Source organism: Myxococcus stipitatus DSM 14675, assembly GCF_000331735.1.
Taxonomy (GTDB): Bacteria; Myxococcota; Myxococcia; order Myxococcales; family Myxococcaceae; genus Myxococcus; species Myxococcus stipitatus.
Genome location: NC_020126.1, coordinates 9,241,859 through 9,263,258, shown reverse-complemented (window position 1 = coordinate 9,263,258; position 21,400 = coordinate 9,241,859). Strand labels below are relative to the sequence as shown.

General features: G+C 70.7%; 20 protein-coding genes. 9 read left to right on the top strand and 11 right to left on the bottom strand.

The features are described 5' to 3' along the window. Nucleotides 1–13: 13 nt before the first annotated feature. Entirely contained in the window at nucleotides 14–379 is a 366-nt protein-coding gene (locus MYSTI_RS35800) for an MXAN_6627.5 family MYXO-CTERM protein (protein ID WP_015352738.1), read from the bottom strand. Nucleotides 380–493: 114 nt separating this feature from the next. Between MYSTI_RS35800 and MYSTI_RS35795 the strand changes: the two genes are divergently transcribed. Continuing rightward, nucleotides 494–1,822, top strand: a complete 1,329-nt coding sequence (locus MYSTI_RS35795) for a response regulator (RefSeq protein WP_015352737.1) — start codon at nucleotides 494–496, stop codon at nucleotides 1,820–1,822. A gap of 65 nt (nucleotides 1,823–1,887) precedes the next feature. Here MYSTI_RS35795 and MYSTI_RS35790 read toward each other — a convergent pair whose 3' ends face one another. Beyond that, the gene (locus MYSTI_RS35790; protein ID WP_015352736.1) at nucleotides 1,888–2,535 is read right to left on the bottom strand and encodes a hypothetical protein; all 648 of its coding nucleotides are present in this window, start codon (nucleotides 2,533–2,535) and stop codon (nucleotides 1,888–1,890) included. A 57-nt stretch (nucleotides 2,536–2,592) separates the two neighbouring features. Between MYSTI_RS35790 and MYSTI_RS35785 the strand changes: the two genes are divergently transcribed. From MYSTI_RS35785 to MYSTI_RS35770, 4 genes are all read left to right on the top strand, one after another. Further along, on the top strand, nucleotides 2,593–3,087 hold the full coding sequence (locus MYSTI_RS35785) for a hypothetical protein (protein ID WP_015352735.1): 495 nt from the start codon (nucleotides 2,593–2,595) through the stop codon (nucleotides 3,085–3,087). A 68-nt stretch (nucleotides 3,088–3,155) separates the two neighbouring features. Continuing rightward, the gene (bcp, locus tag MYSTI_RS35780) at nucleotides 3,156–4,136 is read left to right on the top strand and encodes a thioredoxin-dependent thiol peroxidase (protein WP_233278066.1); all 981 of its coding nucleotides are present in this window, start codon (nucleotides 3,156–3,158) and stop codon (nucleotides 4,134–4,136) included. A 691-nt stretch (nucleotides 4,137–4,827) separates the two neighbouring features. Continuing rightward, the gene (locus MYSTI_RS35775) at nucleotides 4,828–5,322 is read left to right on the top strand and encodes a hypothetical protein (RefSeq protein WP_015352733.1); all 495 of its coding nucleotides are present in this window, start codon (nucleotides 4,828–4,830) and stop codon (nucleotides 5,320–5,322) included. A 98-nt stretch (nucleotides 5,323–5,420) separates the two neighbouring features. Continuing rightward, complete coding sequence (locus MYSTI_RS35770; protein WP_015352732.1) at nucleotides 5,421–5,831, top strand: hypothetical protein; 411 nt, start codon at nucleotides 5,421–5,423, stop codon at nucleotides 5,829–5,831. Between the two features lie 56 nt (nucleotides 5,832–5,887). Here the strand turns inward: MYSTI_RS35770 and nagZ are convergent, their stop codons facing one another. Then, the gene (gene nagZ, locus MYSTI_RS35765; protein ID WP_015352731.1) at nucleotides 5,888–7,048 is read right to left on the bottom strand and encodes a beta-N-acetylhexosaminidase; all 1,161 of its coding nucleotides are present in this window, start codon (nucleotides 7,046–7,048) and stop codon (nucleotides 5,888–5,890) included. A 190-nt stretch (nucleotides 7,049–7,238) separates the two neighbouring features. Between nagZ and MYSTI_RS35760 the strand changes: the two genes are divergently transcribed. From MYSTI_RS35760 to MYSTI_RS35745, 4 genes are all read left to right on the top strand, one after another. Beyond that, on the top strand, nucleotides 7,239–7,622 hold the full coding sequence (locus MYSTI_RS35760; protein WP_015352730.1) for a DUF488 domain-containing protein: 384 nt from the start codon (nucleotides 7,239–7,241) through the stop codon (nucleotides 7,620–7,622). 90 nt (nucleotides 7,623–7,712) lie between these two features. Then, entirely contained in the window at nucleotides 7,713–9,095 is a 1,383-nt protein-coding gene (gene dbpA / locus MYSTI_RS35755; protein WP_015352729.1) for an ATP-dependent RNA helicase DbpA, read from the top strand. A 93-nt stretch (nucleotides 9,096–9,188) separates the two neighbouring features. Beyond that, a complete protein-coding gene (locus MYSTI_RS35750) occupies nucleotides 9,189–10,253 on the top strand; it encodes a hypothetical protein (RefSeq protein WP_015352728.1) in 1,065 nt (354 codons plus the stop codon). A gap of 16 nt (nucleotides 10,254–10,269) precedes the next feature. Then, nucleotides 10,270–10,659, top strand: coding sequence for a helix-turn-helix domain-containing protein (locus MYSTI_RS35745; protein WP_015352727.1), 390 nt, complete (start codon nucleotides 10,270–10,272; stop codon nucleotides 10,657–10,659). 8 nt (nucleotides 10,660–10,667) lie between these two features. On the opposite strand, the gene MYSTI_RS35740 is transcribed toward MYSTI_RS35745, so the two are convergent. From MYSTI_RS35740 to MYSTI_RS35705, 8 genes are all read right to left on the bottom strand, one after another. Beyond that, entirely contained in the window at nucleotides 10,668–11,624 is a 957-nt protein-coding gene (locus MYSTI_RS35740) for a DUF4438 domain-containing protein (RefSeq protein ID WP_015352726.1), read from the bottom strand. A 12-nt stretch (nucleotides 11,625–11,636) separates the two neighbouring features. Continuing rightward, nucleotides 11,637–12,740 (bottom strand): hypothetical protein, encoded by a 1,104-nt coding sequence (locus tag MYSTI_RS35735; RefSeq protein WP_015352725.1) that lies wholly within the window; start codon nucleotides 12,738–12,740, stop codon nucleotides 11,637–11,639. Between the two features lie 48 nt (nucleotides 12,741–12,788). Beyond that, nucleotides 12,789–14,681, bottom strand: a complete 1,893-nt coding sequence (locus MYSTI_RS35730) for a hypothetical protein (RefSeq protein ID WP_015352724.1) — start codon at nucleotides 14,679–14,681, stop codon at nucleotides 12,789–12,791. Nucleotides 14,682–14,701: 20 nt separating this feature from the next. Beyond that, entirely contained in the window at nucleotides 14,702–16,009 is a 1,308-nt protein-coding gene (locus MYSTI_RS35725) for a hypothetical protein (protein WP_015352723.1), read from the bottom strand. Nucleotides 16,010–16,041: 32 nt separating this feature from the next. Further along, complete coding sequence (locus MYSTI_RS35720) at nucleotides 16,042–17,088, bottom strand: hypothetical protein (protein ID WP_015352722.1); 1,047 nt, start codon at nucleotides 17,086–17,088, stop codon at nucleotides 16,042–16,044. 54 nt (nucleotides 17,089–17,142) lie between these two features. After that, the gene (locus MYSTI_RS35715) at nucleotides 17,143–18,318 is read right to left on the bottom strand and encodes a hypothetical protein (protein WP_015352721.1); all 1,176 of its coding nucleotides are present in this window, start codon (nucleotides 18,316–18,318) and stop codon (nucleotides 17,143–17,145) included. Between the two features lie 100 nt (nucleotides 18,319–18,418). Then, nucleotides 18,419–20,521: an N-terminal double-transmembrane domain-containing protein gene (locus tag MYSTI_RS35710; protein ID WP_015352720.1), complete on the bottom strand. Its 2,103-nt coding sequence runs from the start codon at nucleotides 20,519–20,521 to the stop codon at nucleotides 18,419–18,421. Next, nucleotides 20,518–21,396: a DUF58 domain-containing protein gene (locus tag MYSTI_RS35705; RefSeq protein WP_015352719.1), complete on the bottom strand. Its 879-nt coding sequence runs from the start codon at nucleotides 21,394–21,396 to the stop codon at nucleotides 20,518–20,520. Before MYSTI_RS35705 ends, MYSTI_RS35710 begins: the two co-directional genes overlap by 4 nt. Nucleotides 21,397–21,400 lie beyond the last annotated feature (4 nt).

Below are 21,400 nucleotides of genomic sequence, written 5' to 3'. Positions count from 1 at the left end.
GCGCGCCTCCCCCCTAGCGTTTGCGGCGGGGCAGGGCGATTCCCGCCAACCCCACCAGCACGAGCGCGGCCTCGGCGCCCATCACACACCCTACTTGCTCCGCCTTGCGCACACCCGTGTAGCGGCAGGTGCCGTCCTCGCAACTGAAGCGTGGTGAGCAGTCACGGGTGCTGCGGCAGGCCGTGTGCACCCGCCCCGTTCCGTCCTCTCCCTCCGGGTTGTCCCGGTCCGAGCCACCCTCGCCCGAGGAGGCATCCGGCAGGGGGACGGTGACGCCGCCATCCTGCTGCTGCGCCAGCGCGAGGGAGGGCACGGCGAGAGCCAGACAGGCCAGGAGCAAGAGGCCTGGGGCGCGAAGGATGTGACGGAGAGAAGCCATGACGGGAGCGCCACCCTAACCGCCCGGCGGCATAGATGCATCCACCGTGGAAACCGGAAGTCAGGGGTAGATTGTCCCACCCCTTCGCATTCATCTGGTAGCGTACGGCCCGCGATGGCCGCCCCTAGAATTCTCGTCGTCGATGACAACCCGGAGCTTCTCTCCCTCCTCACGCAACTGTTCGAGGACGCGGGCTACGAGGTTGTCGGCGCCAGCCGCGGCAGGCAGGCCATCGAGGTGGCTCGGGCCCAGCCTCCAGGCGCGGCTGTCTTGGATATCCTGCTGCCGGACATGATGGGCTACCACCTGGCGGATGCGCTGCGGAAGGACAACCCGCAGCTGCCGCTGCTGTTCATCACGGGGGTCTTCAAGGGCGGCAAGCACGCGCTGGAGGCCCGGCAGAAGTACCAGTCCGCGGGTTACTTCGAGAAACCCTTCGAGGCGCAGAAGCTGCTGGAGGCCGTCACCAAGGTCCTGCCTCCGGAGAAGAAGGCCCCGCCGCCCGGCTCGCTCCAGGACGCGTTCGAGGTGGAGCTCGACATCGACGTCGAGGAGGAGGGCCCGCAGGACGTGATGGAGCTGACCGGCCGCATCAAGGTGACCGGCGGCGGCAACATCACCGCGGAGATTCGCGGCGCCAACCTCACCGCCAGCCCCATGCAGAAGGTGCCGGCCACCCAGGTGCGGCCCCCCACGCCGGGGCGTCCGCCGGACCCTCCGCCCGTGGGCTCGGGGCCTCCGGGCAGCCGCCGGGGCGAGCTGAAGGACAACCTGCCCGCGCTGCTCACCGCCTACTACCTGTCTCGCGAGACGGGGGAGCTGGGCGTGCAGAAGGGCAAGGTGAAGAAGGTCGTCTATTTCGAGAAGGGCATGCCGGTGTTCGCCCTGTCGAACCTGCTGGCGGACCGGTTCGGTCAGTTCCTGGTGCGCGTGGGCAAGATCAAGCCCGAGCAGCTCCAGGACGCCTCCGCCGTGGCGGGGCAGACGAACCGCCGCACGGGTGACGTGCTCGTGGAGCGCGGACTGCTCAAGGACACCGAGCGGCTCTACTACGTGGGCCAGCAGGTGAAGGCCGTCATCTACTCGCTCTTCGCGTGGGACGAGGGCACGTACCTGATGAGCTTCCGGGAGAAGGCCAGCTCGGAGTCCATCAAGCTGGACGTGCACCCGGCGAACCTCATCGTCCGAGGCATCAAGAAGCTCTACAAGCCGGAGCGACTGCGCCGGCTGCTGCAGCCCGAGGACCGGCTCATCCCCGCCGTGGCGCCCGCCTACCAGCTCAACGAGGTGGAGCTGGAGCGGTGGGAGGCGGAGCTGCTGCCCAAGATCGACGGCAACCGCACCGTCGCGGAGCTGCTGGCCTTCGCCAACCGCCCCGAGCACGTCGTCTACGGCTTCCTGGTGGCGATGATGTCGCTGGGCATCCTGGACAAGCGTTCGTAGTCCGGTGCCGCTGGCTCGACGAGGCGCCCCATGACGTGGGGGCGCCCGGAGCCGGGGGTGCTGCTTCAGCCGCCGACCAGCCGCGAGCCGATCCAGAACAGGCCGAGCGCCGCGGAGCCCACGGCGACGACACGCTGCACCCACGCGGTGATGCGGTCGTTGAGGCGGGTGATGCCCTCGGCGAAGAGCAGGCCCACGGTGCCCATGCCGATGAGGATGCCCAGCGCGAAGCCGGGCAGGTAGGTCCAGGCCGCCAGGCTCATGCTGCCGCCGACGAGCAGTGGGGGCAGGGCGAGGAGCAGCGAGCGCACGCCGCTGATGGCCATCAGCGCGCCCGCGGCGGTGCTGACGGTGTGCACGTGCTCGTGGGGCTCCTGGGCGTGGCCGGGCAGGTGCGGGTGGCCGTGGTTCATCGTGTTGGGGAACAGGAGCGCGGCCACCGCGAGGGCGACCAGGACGGCGCCGCCGAAGATTTCAGCCCAGCGCTCGAAGGTCTCCGAGAGGCCCACGCCCGCCATCAGGCACACCGCGGCGATGCCGCCGAGCATGGCCGCGTGGCCCAGCGCGAAGCGGAAGGCGGTGATGATGGCGGCGCGGCGGCGGCCCCCGTTCAGGGTCCCCAGGGTGGCCACGGCGGCGCAGTGGTCCGGCCCCACCGCGTGGAGCAGGCCCTGTGACAGGCCGAGCAAGAAGGCGAGAAGGATGGGCTGCACGGGGCGGAACCCTAGCCGCGCTTCCCTCCAGAGGCCAGCAGGAGGTACCTACGCGTCATGTGGATTGCCTTCCGGCGGCTTCGGGCCGCGCTTTCACTCGCGCTTTGTCTGGTAGTTCCCATCGGGTGTGACTCGGGGCCGAAGCTGTTGCGGCAGGCGGATGAGAAGTACGCCGCGCTCGTCGACCGGGGCGTGCCTCCCGCGGACCCCGCATGGAATGAGGTGGTCGAGGCGCTGGAGAAGGTGCCTCGGGATTCGAAGGCGCGGCCGGACGCGGAGAAGAAGCTCGCGGCGATCCAGGGTCTGCGGGGCACGCTGCCTCCGCGTCCGCTGGCGACGCCTGGGGCGACGGGGCCGGGCACGGAGGAGGCGGATGCGAAGCGCGCCGCGTGCGAGGCGCTGGCGAAGAAGCTGGGACAGGCGCCGGACGAGGCCGCTCGCGCGCCGCTGAACAAGGCGCTCACGGAGTGCCGCGCGGAGCTGGTCAAGCTGGAGTCACGGGCGCATCCGCCAGGAGAGCACGGCCACGAGCATGGCCGCGAACCTCATTGACGGCGTGAAATGTGTTTCAGGGATGATTGAGAACGCGCCCTGTTTGTGGCTATGGAGCGCCCATGCCCATGCCCCAAGCAGGTGACGCGGCTCCCGACTTCCAGCTTCAGGACCAGGACGGCAACACCGTGACGCTCTCGCGGTTCGCGGGGAAGCACGTCGTCCTCTACTTCTACCCGAAGGATGACACGCCGGGATGCACCACGGAGGCGTGTGATTTTCGGGATGAGCACTCGGCGCTCGAGGGCGCGGGTGCGGTGGTGCTGGGCGTGTCCGCGGACAGCACCGCGAGCCACCGGAAGTTCGCGACGAAGTTCAGCCTGCCGTTCCCGCTGCTGGCGGATACCGAGCACCAGGTGTGTGATGCCTATGGTGTCTGGGGTGAGAAGTCGCTGTATGGGCGGAAGTTCCTGGGCATCACCCGGGCGACGTTCCTCATCGGGCCGGATGGCAAGGTGAAGCAGGCGTGGCCGAAGGTGAAGGTGACGGGCCATGTCGCGGAGGTGCTCGCGGCGCTGGGTGTGGCCGGTTCGGCCGCGTTAGACGCGAGCGCTTCGGCGCAGGAGACGGTGGTGTCGGCGGAGGAGGCTCCTGTCTCCGAGACGCCGGTGACCCCGCCCGCGGTCGTGACGAAGTTCGAGCCCGTGAAGCGGAAGGCGGCGGCGAAGAAGGCTGCTCCGGTCGAGGAGGAGGCCGCGCCGGTGGTGACGGCTCCGGTGAAGAAGGCGGCTCCGGCGAAGAAGGCTGCTCCGGCGAAGAAGGGCGCTGCGAAGAAGGCGGCTCCGGAGAAGAAGGCCGCTGCGAAGAAGTCTGCTCCGGTGAAGAAGGGCGTTTCGGCGAAGAAGGCGGCTCCAGCCAAGAAGGGCGCTGCGAAGAAGGCCGCTCCGGCCAAGAAGGGCGCTGCGAAGAAGGCCGCTGCGAAGAAGACGGCTCCGGCCAAGAAGGCCGCTGCGAAGAAGGGCGCTGTGAAGAAGACGGCTTCGGCCAAGAAGGGCGCTGCGAAGAAGGCGGCTCCAGCCAAGAAGGGTGTCGCGAAGAAGAAGCGGTAGCGCCACCGCGTCTGTTGTTGTTACGCCCGAGGGGGCGCAGCGGAGACGTGCTGTGCACCCTCGGTGCTCGCGGAGCTGCGCTGTTCGCCCTCGGTGCTCGGCGAAGGGAGTTGTCCCGTCGGTGCTCGCGGAGCTGCGCTGTTTGCCCTCGGCGCAGGGCGTTGTCCCGTCGGTGCTCGCGGAGCTGCGCTGTTCGCCCTCGGCGCTCGGCGAAGGGCGTTGTCCCGTCGGTGCTCGAGGACTTGCGTTGTGCGCCCGCGGGGCTCGCCGAATTGTCCGAGGGCCGTCGGTGCTCGAGGAATTGCGTGGTGCACCCTCGGCGCTCGGCGCGACAGGCCTCGCATGTCTGGGTTTGGAGACACCGGACGTGCTCGGGTCGGCCCGCGAGTCACGTGACCCGAGCTGCTCGGTGTGTCCGTGAGCCGGGCCCCTTCGGTCAATTTCTACACGTTCGGGCCGTGGTCATTCGTTCCTCGAGTGAAGTCGAGCCCTATCGAGGAAGTAGGCTTCTGCGGTGAAGAAGCTTGGGTCGCTGGTGCTCACATCGAGTGCTGTTCGCGAGCCCTTCAGAGGGTTAACTGAGCAGGCGGACGGATGGGCCGCCGGGTGACCCGCCCCGTGAGTTTGGACACCTGTGTGCCCACTCTTCAGGGAGGCGGGAAGGCACGGACCCGAATCAAATGGAGTGGATATGCGCGAGCGGAATCTTCGGCGGTGGAGTCTGGTGGCGGCGCTGACGGTCGGGGCTCTGTCGACGGTGGGCTGTGGTGGGCTCCCCGAGTCGGGTGGCAAGCAGCCGAACGAGAGTCGCGGGGGCGTCTTCGCCCAGCGCGGCACCCAGCCGGAGGCCCTGCTGGACATGGAAGGCAATGTCCACCCGGAGAAGTCCCCGCCGAACCTGATGACCGCCGACCGCGGCCACAACGGCACCATCAAGGAGATCGGCTCCAGCATCGACCCCCGCACCACCAAGCTGGATGGTCAGCAGGGCAAGTCCATCGCGGACGACAAGGGCCACATGATGGCGCACCGGAACTCCCTCTCGGGGACCGCCGCCTACTCTCCCTCGGCCCAGGGCCTGGGCGGTGAGGATGGGGCCGCGAACGTCAGCAGCACGGACTACGACCACAGCCGAGGCTATCGCCCGCTGGGTTGGCAGGACCGCAACCCTCGCCTGCGCCGCTAGGCACCCGCCAGGTGGCCGGCGGCTCGCCCGCCGTCACCCACGGGGCAGCATGGGTATCCATCCCTCTGGAGCCACCAGGCTCGCCGGAGGGATGGAACATGAACCAGGGAAACATGCGCCGCTGGCTCCTGCCCGGTGCGCTCGTCATCGCCTCTCTGCTGGGCACCGCGTGTCAGCGCGAGAAGGCCCGGTGGCGCGAGGAAGTCCCCAAGGCGGGGGGCCCCTACCAGGGCATCGCCAATGACGCCCAGCCCTTGAGCAGCTTCGGCCCGGGGACGGGCGGCTCGGGCAAGCCACACATCGCTCCCGTGCAGGACCGCGTCGGCGAGAACCTGCCGCCCACCGCCGTGGACAACGTCCCGCCTCGCGTGGAGCCCGGCATCGCCGCGGGTGACCCGGATGCCATCCGCGAGTTCCAGAAAAAGGAACAGGCGCAGGCCCAGGACACCCAGCCCGCGCAAGGGCAGCCGAAGCCCTCCAAGAAAGACAACCCAGGACCGAAGCACTGACTCCACCCGGGGTGGCCCCTCGTGCGGGGGCCCCTCGAGCGGTGACGCATCGTGGGTCAGCGAGCCGCGACCATGACCTCGGTCGGGTCCTTGCCCACGAACGCGCTGTCGAGCCCCTTGGCGAGCTCCTGGTGCTCCGCGCTCCCCAGCGTCGCGAGGCGGTCCTCCGCGGGATGCGCGAAGCGCGCCGAGAGCACCTCGAGCCTGCGGTGCGCCTCCTGGATGCGCTCGCGCGGGATGCGGCCGGACTCCACCGCCTTCACCACCGCCTCGATGGCGCGACGCTGCACGTCCGCGTGGTGGCACACGAGGAACAGGTCCACGCCCGCCAGCGTGCCGCGCACCGCCGCCTCCTCCACCGTGTAGTGGTCCGCGATGGCCTTCATCTCCAGGTCATCACTCACCAGCACGCCGTCGAACCCCAGCTCCTCGCGCAGCACCCGCGCCAGCACGCGCTCGCTCATCGTCGCGGGCACGTCCTTGTCCAGCGCGTCGAACATCACGTGCGCCGTCATCACCGACGCCAGCCGCGCCTGGGCGAACGCCCGGAAGGGCACCAGCTCCACCTGCCGCAGCCGCTCCAGGTCATGCGTCAGCCGAGGCAGCGTCAGGTGGCTGTCCGTCGTCGTATCCCCATGCCCCGGGAAGTGCTTGCCGCAGGACGCGACCCCACCCGCCTCCAGCCCTCGCGCGAGCGCCACACCCAGGCGTGCCACCTCGTGCGCCTCGCGGCTGGGGCTCCGGTCTCCAATCACCGGGTTGGCGGGATTGGTGTCCACATCCAGCACCGGCGCGAAGTCCCAATCGAAGCCCACCGCGCGCAGCTCGTGCGCGAGCAGCCGCCCCACGCGCTCCAGGTGCTGGACATCACCGCGCTGTCCCAGCTCGCGCATGGACGGCAGCGTCGTGAAGGGCGCGCCGCGCAGCCGAGCCACCCGTCCACCCTCCTGGTCCACCGAGAGGATGAAGGGCCGGCCCGCACGCGTCTTCACCTCCCGGCACAGCGCGGCGGTCTCCTGGGCCGTCCCCACGTTGCGCTTGAAGAGGATGGCGCCATAGATGCCGTCATCCATCAGCGCCGCGAAGTCGGCGTCGATGCGAGTCCCAGGAAAGCCCACCATGAAGAGGCGGGCGCAGTCACGGTAGAGGGCGGAGGTGGTCACGGGCGCAGTCTCGCAGAACCTGGGGCCGGACTGGACGGAGTTCTCTGACCACATCCACCGGGCGTCGCCTGCTCGTCACCACCCGGGGGCACCTGTCTTCTGGGCGCCATCCAGGCCCTGGCCTCCCTGTTCCCAGGGAGGACTCGCGAGCCCCCACCTCGCATCCCTACGTTGAGGCGAACCCGCGGCGGCATCGCGCCAGGACAGGCGCCCGGCCGCCCACTCACCCAGGGAGCTTCGGGCGATGATTCAAATCGAGCGCGTCTATCACCACCTGGAGCCCGGGGACTCGGAGGGCACGCGCTTCCTCGTGGAGCGGCTGTGGCCTCGCGGCGTCAAGAAGACGCTCTTGAAGATGGATGGCTGGCTCAAGGACGTGGCCCCCAGCACCGAGCTGCGCAAGTGGTATGGCCATGACCCCGAGCGCTGGCCGGAGTTCCAGCGTCGCTACACCCGCGAGCTGGGAGACCACCGCGAGGCCCTGGCGCCCCTCCTGGAGGCCGCCCGCGAAGGCGACGTGACGCTGCTGTACAGCGCGCGAGATGAAGCCCACAACAGCGCCGTCGTCTTGAAGGGCTACCTGGAACGAAGCCTGCGCTCGACCCGTCGCCGTCCCACGCTGCATTGACAGGCGGGGGCTTGTGCCTCCCCGGACGGCTGCTACAAGGGCGCCCGGATTCCGAGGCACCTTCCGCGCCTCCGCTCAATCGAGGCCCTGATGGATTTCGCCGCGCTCTCGCTGTCTCCCCCGTTGCTCCAGGTCCTGGGGGAGCTGGGCTTCCAGACCGCCACGCCCATCCAGGCGCAGAGCATCCCCGTCCTCCTCCAGGGCAAGGACCTGGTCGGCCAGGCGCGCACCGGCAGCGGCAAGACGGCCGCGTTCGCGTTGCCCCTGCTGCTCAAGGTCCAGCTCCAGGACCGGCGCGTCCAGTCCCTGGTGCTCTGCCCCACGCGCGAGCTGTGCGCGCAGGTCGCCGGAGAGATTCGCAAGCTGGGCCGGCGGATGCCGGGGCTCCAGGTGTTGGTGCTCGCGGGAGGCCAGCCCATCCGCCCGCAGCTCGACGCGCTGGAGAAGGGCGCGCACATCGCGGTGGGGACCCCTGGCCGGGTGATGGACGTGCTGGGGCGCGACGCGCTGGAGACGAAGCGGCTGGCCACGGTGGTGCTGGACGAGGCGGACCGGATGCTCGACATGGGCTTCCGCGAGGACATGGAGCACATCCTCGGGGCGATGCCTTCGCGCCGGCAGACAGTGCTCTTCTCCGCGACCTTCCCGCCGGACATCGCGGCCCTGAGCCGCACGTTCCAGAAGGACCCCGTGCGCGTGACGGTGGAGGACACCGAGGCCGCGCCGCCCATCCGCCAGGTCCGCTACGACGCCGCGCCCGAGGACAAGTCCGCGGTGCTGCTCAAGGTCCTCCGCCACCACCTGCCCGCCTCCGCCATCGTCTTCTGCAATCACAAGGCAACAGTGCAGGAGTTGACGAAGGCGCTCTCCGACGGCGGCGTCAGCGTGGACGGACTCCAAGGCGACCTGGAGCAGTTCGAGCGGGACCGCGTCATGGCGAAGTTCCGCAACCTCAGCACCCGCGTGCTCGTGGCCACGGACGTGGCGGGACGAGGCATCGACGTGGAGGCGCTCGACGCCGTCATCAACTTCGACATGCCCTTCCAGCCGGAGCCCTATGTGCATCGCATCGGGCGCACGGGCCGCGCGGGGCGCACGGGCCTGGCCATCTCGCTGGTGACGCCGCGCGATGAGCGCAAGGTGGAGGAGATAGAGCAGGCGCTCGGCGTGAAGCTGGAGGCGGGCGACGCGGCGGCGCTGGAGGCGACGGTCGCGAAGGCCGGGGCGCTGGGCTCCGAGTGGGAGACGCTCTACATCTCCGCGGGTCGCAAGGACAAGATGCGGCCTGGAGACATCCTCGGCGCGCTGACGGGTGAGGCCGGAGGCTTCGCCGCGACGGACGTGGGCAAGATTGAAATCCAGGACCACATCTCCTACGTCGCCGTCGCGCGGCGCGTGGTGCGCGTGGCCTTCCAGCGCTTGAGTGAGGGCCGCATCAAGGGACGCAAGCACAAGATCGAGCGGGTGCGGTAACACGCACTGCCGTCCTGCTCGTGGGCAGGATGCGAATCACGGAGGCCCCCCTACGTTCGACAGACGTTCCCCTCTTGGGTGTGGAGGTCCTCCGTGTCAGTGCACGACTCCGAGCGCAAGGGTTCGCGTCCCCCTGTGTCCACCGAAGGTCTCGAGGCGCTCCTCGACCGATGGGTCTCGGACCTGGAGCGAGGTGGCCCCTGGTCCGACAAGAGCCCCGAGTCACCTTCCGCTCCGCCCAATCACATCGTGCCCGAGCAGCCTCCGCTGTTCGACGAGCCTCCACCTGCAACGGAGCATTCCGCTCCGGCGAGCGAGCCGCGTGAGAACGTCCAGGAGCGAGCGCCCACCACGGCGGACGAGGTGCGCTCGGCGCGTGCGCGGCTGCGCGTCCACGGCATGGGGGTGCTCTTCCCCGAGGACGGCGCTCACGTGTTGCTGGCGCGCGAGCAGGGGCAGTGGGTGCATCGAGGCACCGTGGCGGTGCGAGGGCCGTGTGCGCTTTCGCGCGAGGAGTGGGGCCGTCTGGGCGTGAGCGCGGCGAGCGCACAGGGCCTGGAGTTCGTGCTCGCGTGGTTCGGCGCGCCCTTCGACGCGGCGAGCGCGGGGCCCTGCTGGGGGGTGTGGTCTTTCTCTGGTGATGCACTCGTGAATGCCCTGGCGCGCTGGAAGCGGCTGGAGCCCGCGACGTTCGAGGCGCGGCTCGGAACCTTGGGAATCAGGGTCGTAGGTGAAAGCCCTGAGTCGCCCGCGTTGGCTGTCGTGGATGCGACGACGGGGCAGTGGGTGCAGGGGCGCCAGGCGCTCGCGCTGCTGAGCGAGGACCCGAGGTTGTTCGCGGCGCTGGTGCGTGCGGGCCGGGAGAAGGGGGCGCGGCTGGGGCAGGTCGCGTGTCTGGTCGAGCAATCGCTGTCGCTCACGGGAGAGGACTCGCCGCGGGTGTTCGCCCTGCGGTGGCACGCGGAGCTGAGGTGGGGACGTCGCGGTGTCTCGCGGTTCGACGCGCTCCTGCGCGAAGAGGCGGGCGCGGCCGGTGGCACCCAGCGCGCGGGGCTGCGCTTCGCCAGCGCGCTGCGGTCCTCGGGGCATCCGCGGGAGGCGGGGGAGGTCCGGCGCATCGTGTCCTCGCCCGAGCTGGATGGGGTGTCCGCGCGGTAGCTGCTCGAGGTTCGCCATGTCACGACCGCTGCCTCCTGGAAGCCACGTGCTGCTCGTCCTGCCGACGCCATCGCTCGATGGCGTGGTGGGCCCCTCCGCCGAGCTCATCCTCGACGGTCGCCGCTATCAGCTGGTGCCCGTGCCCTCGGATGGTGAGGTGCCGGCCCCTGTCCCCGCGCCCGTGAAGGAGCTCCCCGCGTCCTTCACGGGCAGCGGCCTGCTCACCACGCGCGAGCTCCAGGTCGTTGCGCTGGTGGCGGCGGGACGGGTGAACAAGGAGATCGCCACCGAGCTGTCCATCAGCTCGTGGACCGTCTCCGCGCACCTGCGGCGCATCTTCGCCAAGCTGGGCGTGGACACGCGCGCGGCGATGGTGTCGCGCTGCTTCGGGGCCTCGGCGGACTGAGGGCGTCGTCAGACGCCGGGGCGACGCCTCAGTCCCAGCACCCACGCGAGGTTCGCGCGGGGCTCGCGGACGAGGTGGAAGTTCGCGACGGGCCCCATCAGCAGCGGCGTCACACCGGGCCCATGTCCCGCGATGCGGCTGTCCGAGTGCACCACCACGCCCACCGTCACCGAGCCGGGTCGCGCGGAGGGGCCGAAGCGGTAGTCCAGCGCGCAGATGGCGACGAGGTCTCCCAGCCGCAGGGTGTCCAGTCGGTAGCGGCGGCGCACGCGCGCATCCGACAGCTGGATGTCCAGGTCACCCAGCACGCCCTCGGAGCGACCGAAGCCGGAGCCCATGACGCGCGCGGGGACGAAGTGGGTGATGGGGACGTGCAGCCGCGTCCCCTCGGTCCTCACGCCCCAGCGCCGCAGGAGGCGCGGGGAGAGATTGAGCGCGTGGAGCGTGGGGTGACCGGGCAGGGTGAGCCCCTGGCCGTGTGCTTCAATCTGGATCCTGTCGCCGATGGCCAGCCGGCGCTTCACCCGAGGCGGGAAGTCCACGATGACGTGGTTGATGCCTCCGTGCTTCCCCACCACGGTGCCCACCGAGCCCACCGCCGAGCCATTGAGGACCCGCGCCCGGTTGCCCACGCACGCGTAGAACATCAGCGCGCGGTTGGGCCCGTCCGGTGGGCCCACCACCTCGCGCCCGTTGTTGTGGAGCGAGACGCCCGCCTCCACGTGGTCTCCGGCGAGCCCCACGGCGCGGTCACCCACCCTGTGGTTGAGGACGATGCCTCCACTGCCGGGCAGGAGCCGGGGCACGCCGTCGCGGCCCATGCGATAGGGATTGGCTCGGATGATGGGGTGGGCGACCTGGCCCGCCACCGCCACCGCGACGAGCCGGTCCCCGTTGGTGCGTGGAGCGCCTCGCGGCCTGGCTCCTGCTTTGGCGACGGGCTGCTGCTCGAAGTCGAGGTCCATGGCGGGCGTGCGTCAGGAGGCCAGGTCTCGCGAGGCTCCCGCGCCGGGGATGCCCAGCGTCGTGCGCAGGGTGGGCGTGACGCCTCGGAAGCTGCGGCCGTTGGGGGTCATCCGGTAGGCGGCAATCCACTCTTCGGCCACGGGGCCCAAGGGGGAGACCTCCGTCTGGAAGTCCCTGAAGTCTCGCGTCTTGAAGGGGTTGTCCGCGGCGAAGTTGAGGAGCAGCCGCCCCGCGTCCGCCATCTTCGAGCGCTGGGAGATCTCGCCCGTTCCGCCCAGGTAGCGCTGGGACACGACTTCGATGACGTCCCACTTCGTGTTGGCGTCGAAGGCCTTCTTGATGTCCGCGCACTCGAGCGCGTCGAGGATGGTCTTGAGGTACTCGGCGGCCTCCACCGTGAGGGCCACGATGTTGCCGTAGGTGGCCCGGTCCAACTGCCATCGCATGTCCGCGCCCAGGCGCTGGATGGTGGCCTGGCTCGCGAAGGGGCGCTCGTTGAGGGCCTGTGAGCCTCGGATGACCTCGCCGATGAGGAGGTCTCGGAAGTACTGCGCGATGGCGGAGGTGAAGGCGATGAACTCGCGGTGGAAGTTGCGGAACACCACGGCGCCGCGCGGCGCGGTCAGCGAGCCGTAGTTGAACGCACGCCGGTACGCGAGCTGCCGGTCCTTGGGCTTGTAGCGAAGCGGCTGGTGCTTCTCCATCAGGTAGAGCGCTCGGGCACCGGGGCCGCGCTGGATGCGGATGCGGCCGTCGTGGAAGAGGCGCAGCAGGACGCCCGCGACCTGGAACACCTTCATCCGCTCGTGCTGGTAGATGAAGTAGAGCTCCGCGGCGGCGTGGAGCTGCGTCTGGATGACGGACTCGTCGAAGTCCTGGACGAGCACCGGCTTGCTGATGGACTCGAAGGGCGGGGCTCCGTCCTTGCCCAGGCCCATGAGGTCGGAGAACGCCGCGCCCGCGGTGCCGTTGGCGGCCTTCGCGAGCAGCTCCTCCTCGCGCTGCTGGAGTTGTCGTTGCAGCTCGGCCCGGTGCTCGGGCTGAGCCTGGGCGAGGACCTCTCGCTTCCATTGCGCGAAGAGGCGCTGAAGGGATTCCGAAGTGCCGATACTCATGGCGCACCACCTGGCTGCATTGCGTTGATGGATGGAGAGGGCCGCTCGTCAGTGGAACTGCCCGGACTCATCGGTCTTGGATTTGGGGGCCTTGGGCTTGCCTCTCGCGGGGGCCGAGCTCCGGGGCTTGCTCTGCTTGCGCGAGCCTCCCCGCTGGCGGCGCACGGTGGGCGCGGCGCCGCGCCGAGGCCCATCGGGTGGAGGGGCGGGCTCGGGGCGAGGTTCCGACTCCACTCGCTCCGCGAAGACCTCCATGACATCGGCGATGCGGTCCGCGGACACGCGCACGGCGGGCGGCACCGGGGCCGTCAGCTGCGTTCCGGGAGCGGGGAGGGGAACCCAGGCGTAGAGGGCCAGGGGCTCCTCCAGCAGGGCCTTCCGGTTCTCTCCCGTGCGTGAGAACTGGAGGGCGAGCTGGTTCCACTCCAGCTCCAGGTTGCGCTGCTCGACGAGGAACTGGCGCACCTCCGCGGGCGACGGGAAGGTCTTCAGCTGGAGCAGGACACGCAGCGCCTCCAGGTGCTGCACCACGCGCTGGCCCGGAGTGCTCACCGCCTGCTGAGGGAAGGAGCGAATCCAGACCTCGAGGACTCCCGCGTAGAGGGCCGCGCGCTTCTCCTCGCCGCCGGGCATGGAGCGCGTTCCGCTGCCCATCAGGTAGAGGTCCGTGGCCCGGTCGATGTCGTAGAGCACGCGGTCGAGCCGCACGAAGGCCGCCTCATCCACCGGGTCGAAGTCGGGGTCCGCGAAGAGGGCATCCAGCTCCGCGGCACACTCCGCGCGTCGGCGGATGAGCTCGCGCACCGCGGAGCGTCCCTCGGTGTCCACGCGGCTGAGCTGCGGCGTGGCGAAGGGGAAGGGGAGCGCCAGGTCCAGCATGCGGGCCGCGGCGCCGGGTTGGGCGAAGGCCTCGATGAAGAGGTTGAGCCGCTGGACGAAGGCGCTCAGCGGTGCCGACGCCGCCATGGCCGAGCCATCACCTCCCGACACCACCCGCGCGGCCACGTCGCGGAGTCGCTTGAGGTGCGTCAGCTCCACGGGCGCGGTGGCGGCAATCTCCTGGATGGACTCCGGCGCCTGCGAGACGACGTTGTTCAGCAGCAGGTCGAGCTGCCGGGCCATGTTCACCGGGTTCAGCATGGCGCGCAGGTCGTGGTGGCCTTGCTGGGTCAGCTCGTCCTGCAGCGTGCCGTAGGACGCCTCGCCATCACCCCAGTCGTCGCTGTCCTCGGAGGTGCCAGACGTCAGTCGCTCCAGCGAGGCGATGAGTGCCTCGCGTCGCTGGCGCAGGTCCGCGAGGGCGACCTCGAAGACGGTGCCTCCCTCGGCGAAGCCCGCTTGATAGAGCCCCTCGCCCACGCGCACCCGCAACACCATGGCGGCGGCGTCCAGCGTGGAGGCGAGCCGGCGGTACTCCAGGCTCAGGTCCGGATTGAGCAACCCCACCTTGCGCGCGACGTAGGCGTAGTTGCCCAGCTTGCGCACCGAATAGAACGCCCTGTCCCGCCGCGACGGGTCCGCGGCCTGCTCCGCCGAGTCGAGCCCTTCGGCCAGCTCCGCGAGCGTGGCGTCGCGCCAGCCGATGAGCGCGCCCTTGAACTCGCGATTGGAGGGGTGCTCCGCGAGCAGCGTGAGGTCCGCCTCCAGCGCGCTGCGGAGCCTCCGGTACTGCGCCATGCCCGGCGTCTCACCGGAGCTGACGACACTCGTGGACGAGGGCAGGGGCGCTTCGTTGAAGCGGATGGAGAGCCCCTTGGCCTCCTCGTCCAGCCGCGAGGCCGTGGAGGGATACAGCTTGCGCAGCGCGCCCACCACCTGCAGCGGGTCTCTCGCGTCGGAGATGCCGAGCTGCCGGCGCAGGAACTCGTCGAAGCGCGTCCTGGCCGTCGACGCCAGCTCCATCGGCACCGCGCCGCCGCGACTCCTCGTCTGGTCATCCATCGTTCGTCCCCCTCGAGTCCTCATGCCGCCATGACCGATGCCGCGCTCGGCTGCTCCACCAAATCCCGCGCGCCCAGCTGCGTGAGCCGCGCCAGCACCGTCTTGGAGATGCTCGCCGCGGGAGCCAGGTTCCGCTCGAGCGCCTCGCGGCTGGCGCTCACCGTGAATCGCGGAGGCAGCCACGAAGGCACCCGTCCCCGTGCCAGCTCCCGCGCCCCCTGAAGAATCCGCCGCTGGTCCTCGGGACCGAACGGCACCACGTCCACGAGCGCGTGCTGCGCCAGCCCTCGCCGAGGCTGGAAGCACACCTCGTCCACCACGTGCGGAATCACGCGGTCCGAGGACTGCAACAGCCTCGCGGGGATGCGCGAGCGCGCCAGTTGCCCGCCATAGAGCCGGACCCAATTGCTCCGCACGTCGCGCGCCTGCTCCGGGAAGCCCATGCGCTGCAACATCTCCGCCTGGATGAGCACGCGGATGTAGGGCGTGGGATGCACGCTCAACGGATGGAAGGTCAGCACTCGCGCGGCGGGGTACGCGAGGAAGTCCTTCATCGAATGCACCGACGCGGGGCCTCCCAGGAGGCACGCCACCAGGTCCGCGAAGATCTCCTTGTGCCAGCGCCCCCACAGGCGCGTGAGCCACGGGTCCCCGGTGGCGCCGAGCACCCGCCGCTGCAGCGCGGACTGCGTCTCGTTCCAGATGCTCAGGTCCGCCTGAAGGTTGTGGCCAATCTCATGCAGCACCACGCCCATGCCCCACGGCGCCTCGATGCGCTCGTAGGGCACGCGGATGAGCGGAAAGGGATTGCGCTCGCCCAGCAACCTGCGCAGCAGCACGCCGCGCCGGAAGGTCGCCGGAGAGAAGCTGTGCTCCAGGTACGTGACGGGCTTGAGCAGCGGAGGGCCCAGGAGGCCCGGCGCGCTCCTGCGCACCACCTGGAAGCAATCCGCGGCGATGACATCACACGCGGCCAGGGCCGAGGCGAAGCGGGTGCCTCGCTGGCTGAAGATGTCGAAGAAGAGTCCGAAGGCGCGGCGGGCCCGGTCTATCTCCCGCTCCACCAGCGCCGCGTGGTGGAGGACCTGTTGCGCGTGAAGCACGGGCCGCCGTGCGTCCTCCTCCAGCCGCGCGAGCGCTCGGCGCACGCCCGCGTCAATCTCCCGCAGCCGGGTGTTGGCCGCGGCGAAGTGCGCCGTGGAGGGGGCATAGGGAACGTCCTGGGGCCGGATGCCCACTTCTCTGGGCGTCAGCGAGCACAGCCGCCCCGCCCGGAAGGACAGGCCGCGAATCTTGGCTCGCAGGAAACGGTTCAGCGCGTCGGCCATATGCCCCCCACCCCTCACCCCTTACGAGTGGCTCATCTCCTCACGATGAGGCGGACCGGCGCGCGAAGGGTGACGGTGCGCGGCGTCCGCCCAGCCGTGGGACGTCCCGCCGGGCGCCGCGCGGGGCGGCCGACTCCCGCCTGTGCGCGCAGCCGCCTCGCCGCCGGATTGGGGCGCGCCAGCCTGCGCACCGCGGGAGGGCTCGACGCCACGCGGTTGCCCGTGCGCCGGAGCATGCGCGGCACGGCCTGCGGACTGGCGCCCTGCTCGCGAACCATGCGCGTCACCTGGTTCACGATGCGCGGCACCGCCGTCAGCGCGCGAGGGCCATAGCGGTTGACCAGCTGTCTGGCGAGCCTCGACGTGAGGCGGCCGATGGCCCGTCCCAGCTGCCGCACCTGCCGCGACTGCTGCGCGCGGCGCGCGGGAGGAATGGTGCGGCGCACCACGCTGCGCGCCGCCAGCCCCCCGAGCACCGCCGTGAAGGCCTCCATGTCCTCTTCGGTGGCGTAGTCCGCCGCCGCGTCCGCGTACGCATCCATCGCGTCCGCCTGGAGCAGCCCCGCCACGGTGCGGCCAATCTCCTGGCCCGCGATGCCGCCGAGCTGGGGCGCCGCTTGCCGCAAGAGCCGCATGCCGATGGGCAGCGCGCGCCGGCCGATGCGCCGCAGCGTGGGGCCCGCCACCCGGGCCACCCGACGAATCGCACCGCCCAGGCGTCGGAGGAACTCGTCCTCGTCGTGGGCGTCCATGGCCTCGGCGAAGGCGTCCTCGAGCGCCTGGGGCGTCTCGTCGCTCTCGAAGCCCTCGCCCTCGAAGCCGTCCCCCTCGAAGCCCTCGAGCGTCTGGGGGGCCTCGTCGCCCTCGAAGCCTTCACCCTCGAAGCCCTCGGCCTCGAAGCCGTCGCTCTCGAAGCCCTCGCCGTCGAACCCCTCGGCCTCGAAGCCTTCACCCTCGAAGTCCTCGGCCTCGAAGCCTTCGCCCTCGAAGCCGTCCTCGAAGCCCTCTTCCCCCTCGGCCAGCAGGTCGGACATGCCGTCCCCCTGGTCCGAGAACTCCTCCTCGAAAGGCTGCTGCATCACTTTCCTCCTCGATTGGGGCACTGCATGGACTGCGCGTTCCGGAGCCCGCGGCTAGGCGAAGGCCTGGCGTGCACTCGCCGCGGCGAGCGTGGCCACCGGCAGGCGGCGAAGCACCTGCTGGCGCGCCACCACCCGCCGAGCCGCGGTGGCCGGCGAGACGGCCCCCAGCGAGGGCGCTCGGGCGACCCGCGCGAGCACCTGCTGACTGGCGCCTCTCACCGCGCGGGGAATGAGCTGGAGGGCCTGGGCCGTGCTGCGCTGGCGCAGGAGCCGCGCGGCCCGTTGGGCGATGCCGCGCATGAGCCGCAAGCGCTGGCCCATGTTCCCCGGCATGCGCAGGGCCGAACGAATCAACGTCTGCTCCACCGCGCGAGCCCGAGCCCGGAGCGCCCCTTGCGCCGCGGCCCCGAGCGGCGTGCCTGGTCGCACCGCCTGCCGGCTCACCACGCGCGTCGCGAGCCCCGCGCCCAGCGGCAGCGCCACGGAGGCGGGCACCTGTCGCGCGTCCGCCATGTCCGCGAGCGCGTCCAGCGAGGCATCGTCATCCGCCCCGTCTCCGCGCAGGATGGACGAGGCGATGCGTCCTCCCACGCCCGGGATGAGTCCACCCACGGCGCCCGCGAGCGCGCCGCGGAGTCCTCGGCCCTCCATCAGCCCTCGCGCCGCGCCGATGCCCGCGGAGACGACGCGCCCCCAGGGGCCCGCGACGCTGGCCACGCGCTGGATGATGGGCAGTGCGCGGCGCACCAGCGGCGCGGCCACGCGTCCCACCGTCCGGGCCACCCGGCCCGCGGTCCTCGCCACCCGTCCCGCCGTGCGCACCGCGCCGCGGATGCCTCGGGCGATGCGGCGGAAGAAGGCCTCCGCGTCATCGGCGTCCATCGACTCGAGCACGAAGGGGTTGAGCCCTCGGGCGAGCGCGACGGCCGCGGGTCCACTCACCAGCCGAGGCGCGGCGGTGGGCAGGAAGAGGCCGCTCGTGGGGCTCTGCTCGAAGCCCTCGAAGCCGTCGTCCTCCTCGAAGGCTTCCAGCTCGTCCTCGAAGCCGTCGCCTTCCGCGTCCAGGTCCTCGTCGAAGCCGTCCTCGAAGCCGTCGAGCTCACCCCACTCGTCGGCGAACGCCTCCAGCTCCTCGAAGGCGTCCTCCCACTCGTCGCTCTCGAGGAATGCGTCCATGGCCTCGACTGACTCGAAGCTCTCCCCGGACAGGAATTCGGCGCTCGTCATGTCCCCCCCACTGCATCCGCGGGCGTTGTCTTGTGGTCGGCAAGGTGCCGACCCCTCCCCGCGTCAGGGAGTCACACGTTCGTGCTAGCTCGAATGTGCACTACTTGCGCAGCAGCGTGCCCTCGAAGAAGAAGGCGACACACGCGGCCAGGATGAGCCACGTCCACAGCGGCACGGCGGGACGGTCCTCATCCCCGCTGGACGCCTTCACCGTCTCCTCGCCGAAGTAGGCGGTGAGCGTCTCCAGGGGCACGCGCGTCAAGTCACTCTCGGCCGGGTCCAGCACCGCCGCGAAGGACAGCGCCGCCAACTGCTTCCCATCCGCGCCCAGCACCGCATACACGCCGGGCTCCAGCACGGGCCCCGCCACCACCGAGCCATCCGGCTGCACCTTCACCGGCGGCTCGCTCCCATCCGGCGCGCGCACCGCGGACACCTTCTGCGCGCCCTCCGGTCGCAGCGTCACCTGCTCACCCACGCGCACGCGCACCTCCTCGCGCTCCTCGAGCGAGCCGGTGAGGTACGCCGCGAAGCGCTGCATCAGCGGCAGGAAGCTGGTGCGGATGGCGAAGTCGCTCCAGTCGCGGTCCACCGTGCTGGTGAACAGGGCCACGCGGCCCTTGCCCTTGCGCATCACCGCGACGGCGGGCGCGCCGTCCTCGTACGTGGCCAGCACCTGGCTTGCGCCGGGGGAGGCCGGGTTGTCCGCCTCCAGCAGCATGTACCGGTAGAAGCGCGCGCCGATGAGCCCTTCCTCCGCGCGTCCCGTGAAGGGCCCGAACAGGACGTGCTCCTGCTTCACCTGCGCGAGCCTCGCCGCCTTCGTCTCCGCCTCCGGGTCCGTGTCCCGCTCCGCGCTGGTGCGCACCACGCGCAGCGGCCGAGGCAGCACCGCGCCGAGCCGGGCGTTGTAGTCCTCCGTGTTCACCCGGTCGCCCATGCTGAGGAACAGGCCGCCGCCGTTCTCCACGAAGGACGTCAGCTTCGCGGCCTCCTCCTCGGTCGGCGCCGCCACGTTGAGCAGCAGCACCAGGTCGTAGGTGGAGAAGTCCTCGCGCAGCCCGACCTCGGCGTCGCGCACGGCCACCTCCACCGGAGAGCCGGGCGCCGTCAGCGCCGCGTCCACGAAGAAGGCCTCATCCCGGTAGCGCGTCGCATGCGGCGCGCCATTCACCACCAGCGCCTTGAGCGCGCGAGGCACCGGCAGCACGAACGCGCGCCGGTCATCCTCCGCCAGCGCGTCCGGCGCGAGCGTCACTTCACCCACCACCGTACCGCCCTGCGGGAAGCGCACCGTCAGCGCCTTCTGCGTGGTGCCACCGGCGGGCACGTCGACGAAGCCCTTGGCCAGCGTCGACTCGCCCACGCGCACCGCGGCCTCCAGGTCCTTGGCCGCCTCCGTCCCGAAGTTGCGCACCGTGAAGGTGAACTGGAACGCGCGAGGTCCCGCTTGCAGCGCGGGCTCCACCTTCAGGTCCACCACCGCGTGGTTGTCGAGCGCGTCGCGTCCCTCGGCCACGTCGCGCAGCACCACCTCCGGCTTCACCAGCGTGCCCGTGGGGCCCTTCACCGTGGGCGGCGGGGCCTCCAGCCGGAACGCGGTGGCCGCCATGTCGGAGACCACCACCAGCCGCTTGGCCGCCAGCGGGTTCTCCTCCAGCGAGCGCGCCGCCATCTCCATGCACCGCGACAGGTCCGCGCCGCCGTACGTCGGCTTCGCCTCGTCCACGATTCCCCGCAGCCGGCCCCGGTCGAAGCCCGGCGTGGGCGGTGCGGTGGGCGTGCCCGTGCAGACCAGCACCGTGGCGGGCTCCTCGGGCAGGAGGTCCTTCAGCGCGTCGCGCGCCTCGTCCCGGCCCCGCTCGAAGAGCGACGTGCCATCCGACCAGCGCATGGACAGCGATGCGTCCAGGATGATGGCCGTGGCGGCGGGGCCCTTCACCACCTGCGCGGCGTGCGCGTCGCTCGACAGCTCCGGCTTGGCGAGGGCAATGGGGATGGCCAGCAGGATGAGCGTGCGCAGCGCGTACAGGAGCAGCCGCTTGAGCTTGAGCCGGCTGGCGGTGCGCTTCTGGCTGCGCAGCACGAAGGCCATCGGGCCGAACGGGTGTGGCCTGGGGCGGCGCCGGTCGAACAGGTGCACCAGCAGGGGGATGAGGGCCCCGAGCGCGCCCAGGAGCATCCACGGATTGCCGAACGTCACCCGCGCCTCCCGCGCCGGGCCAGGTAGCGCAAGAGGACGTCGTCCAGCTTCTCGTCGGTGCGCACCAGCTCGTAGTCCACGTCCGCCTCCGCGCAGGAGGCCTTCACGTTCGCCAGGAAGGCGTTGAACTCCTCCAGGTAGCTCTCCTTGATTTCACGCGGATTCACCTCGATGCGCCCCTCGCCCTCCATGTCCAGGAAGAGGGTGGGGTCATCGAAGGGGAACGTCAGCTCCGCCGGGTCCACGATGTGGAACAGCGACACGTCGTTCTTGCGCTGGCGCAGCGCGAGCACCCGCTTGAGCGCGTCCTGCTTCTCGTCCAGCACGTCGGACAGGACGATGACGGTGGAGCGGCGGGGCAGCACCTCCGCCAGGTGGTCCGCCGCGCTGCCCAGGTCCGTGCCGCCGCCCGGCGTCGTGGCGTCCAGCGTCTCCATCAGCACGTTGAGGTGGCCCGCGGACGCGCGCGGCGGCACGTCCTTCCACTTGCCGCCGGTGAGCAGCGCCAGGCCCGCGGCGTCCTGCTGACGCACCAGCAGGTAGCAGAGCGCTCCGGCCAGCGTGGTGGCGACGTCCAGCTTCGTCAGCGCGCCGCTCGTGTAGCCCATGGAGGCGGACGCATCCACGACCATGACCGAGCGCAGGTTCGTCTCATGCTCGAAGCGCTTGACGTAGTACTTGTCGAACTTGCCGTAGGCCTTCCAGTCGAGGTGCCGCAGCTCGTCGCCGGGGGCGTATTCCTTGTGCTCGGCGAACTCCACGCTCTGCCCTTGGTGAGGGCTCTTGTGGAGGCCGGACAGCACGCCCTCCATCACCGCGCGCGCGCGCAGCTTCACGCCCTTGATGCGGGCCAGGGTCTGGGCGTCGAGCACCACGCCG

What these genes read in the sequence shown, in the direction of transcription:
- MYSTI_RS35800 (WP_015352738.1), bottom strand. Translation starts at nt 379, where the DNA reads ATGGCTTCTCTCCGTCACATCCTTCGCGCCCCAGGCCTCTTGCTCCTG.
- MYSTI_RS35795 (WP_015352737.1), top strand. Translation starts at nt 494, where the DNA reads ATGGCCGCCCCTAGAATTCTCGTCGTCGATGACAACCCGGAGCTTCTC.
- MYSTI_RS35785 (WP_015352735.1), top strand. Translation starts at nt 2,593, where the DNA reads ATGTGGATTGCCTTCCGGCGGCTTCGGGCCGCGCTTTCACTCGCGCTT.
- bcp (WP_233278066.1), top strand. Translation starts at nt 3,156, where the DNA reads ATGCCCCAAGCAGGTGACGCGGCTCCCGACTTCCAGCTTCAGGACCAG.
- MYSTI_RS35775 (WP_015352733.1), top strand. Translation starts at nt 4,828, where the DNA reads ATGCGCGAGCGGAATCTTCGGCGGTGGAGTCTGGTGGCGGCGCTGACG.
- MYSTI_RS35770 (WP_015352732.1), top strand. Translation starts at nt 5,421, where the DNA reads ATGAACCAGGGAAACATGCGCCGCTGGCTCCTGCCCGGTGCGCTCGTC.
- nagZ (WP_015352731.1), bottom strand. Translation starts at nt 7,048, where the DNA reads ATGTGGTCAGAGAACTCCGTCCAGTCCGGCCCCAGGTTCTGCGAGACT.
- MYSTI_RS35760 (WP_015352730.1), top strand. Translation starts at nt 7,239, where the DNA reads ATGATTCAAATCGAGCGCGTCTATCACCACCTGGAGCCCGGGGACTCG.
- dbpA (WP_015352729.1), top strand. Translation starts at nt 7,713, where the DNA reads ATGGATTTCGCCGCGCTCTCGCTGTCTCCCCCGTTGCTCCAGGTCCTG.
- MYSTI_RS35745 (WP_015352727.1), top strand. Translation starts at nt 10,270, where the DNA reads ATGTCACGACCGCTGCCTCCTGGAAGCCACGTGCTGCTCGTCCTGCCG.
- MYSTI_RS35740 (WP_015352726.1), bottom strand. Translation starts at nt 11,624, where the DNA reads ATGGACCTCGACTTCGAGCAGCAGCCCGTCGCCAAAGCAGGAGCCAGG.
- MYSTI_RS35735 (WP_015352725.1), bottom strand. Translation starts at nt 12,740, where the DNA reads ATGAGTATCGGCACTTCGGAATCCCTTCAGCGCCTCTTCGCGCAATGG.
- MYSTI_RS35730 (WP_015352724.1), bottom strand. Translation starts at nt 14,681, where the DNA reads ATGGATGACCAGACGAGGAGTCGCGGCGGCGCGGTGCCGATGGAGCTG.
- MYSTI_RS35725 (WP_015352723.1), bottom strand. Translation starts at nt 16,009, where the DNA reads ATGGCCGACGCGCTGAACCGTTTCCTGCGAGCCAAGATTCGCGGCCTG.
- MYSTI_RS35720 (WP_015352722.1), bottom strand. Translation starts at nt 17,088, where the DNA reads ATGCAGCAGCCTTTCGAGGAGGAGTTCTCGGACCAGGGGGACGGCATG.
- MYSTI_RS35715 (WP_015352721.1), bottom strand. Translation starts at nt 18,318, where the DNA reads ATGACGAGCGCCGAATTCCTGTCCGGGGAGAGCTTCGAGTCAGTCGAG.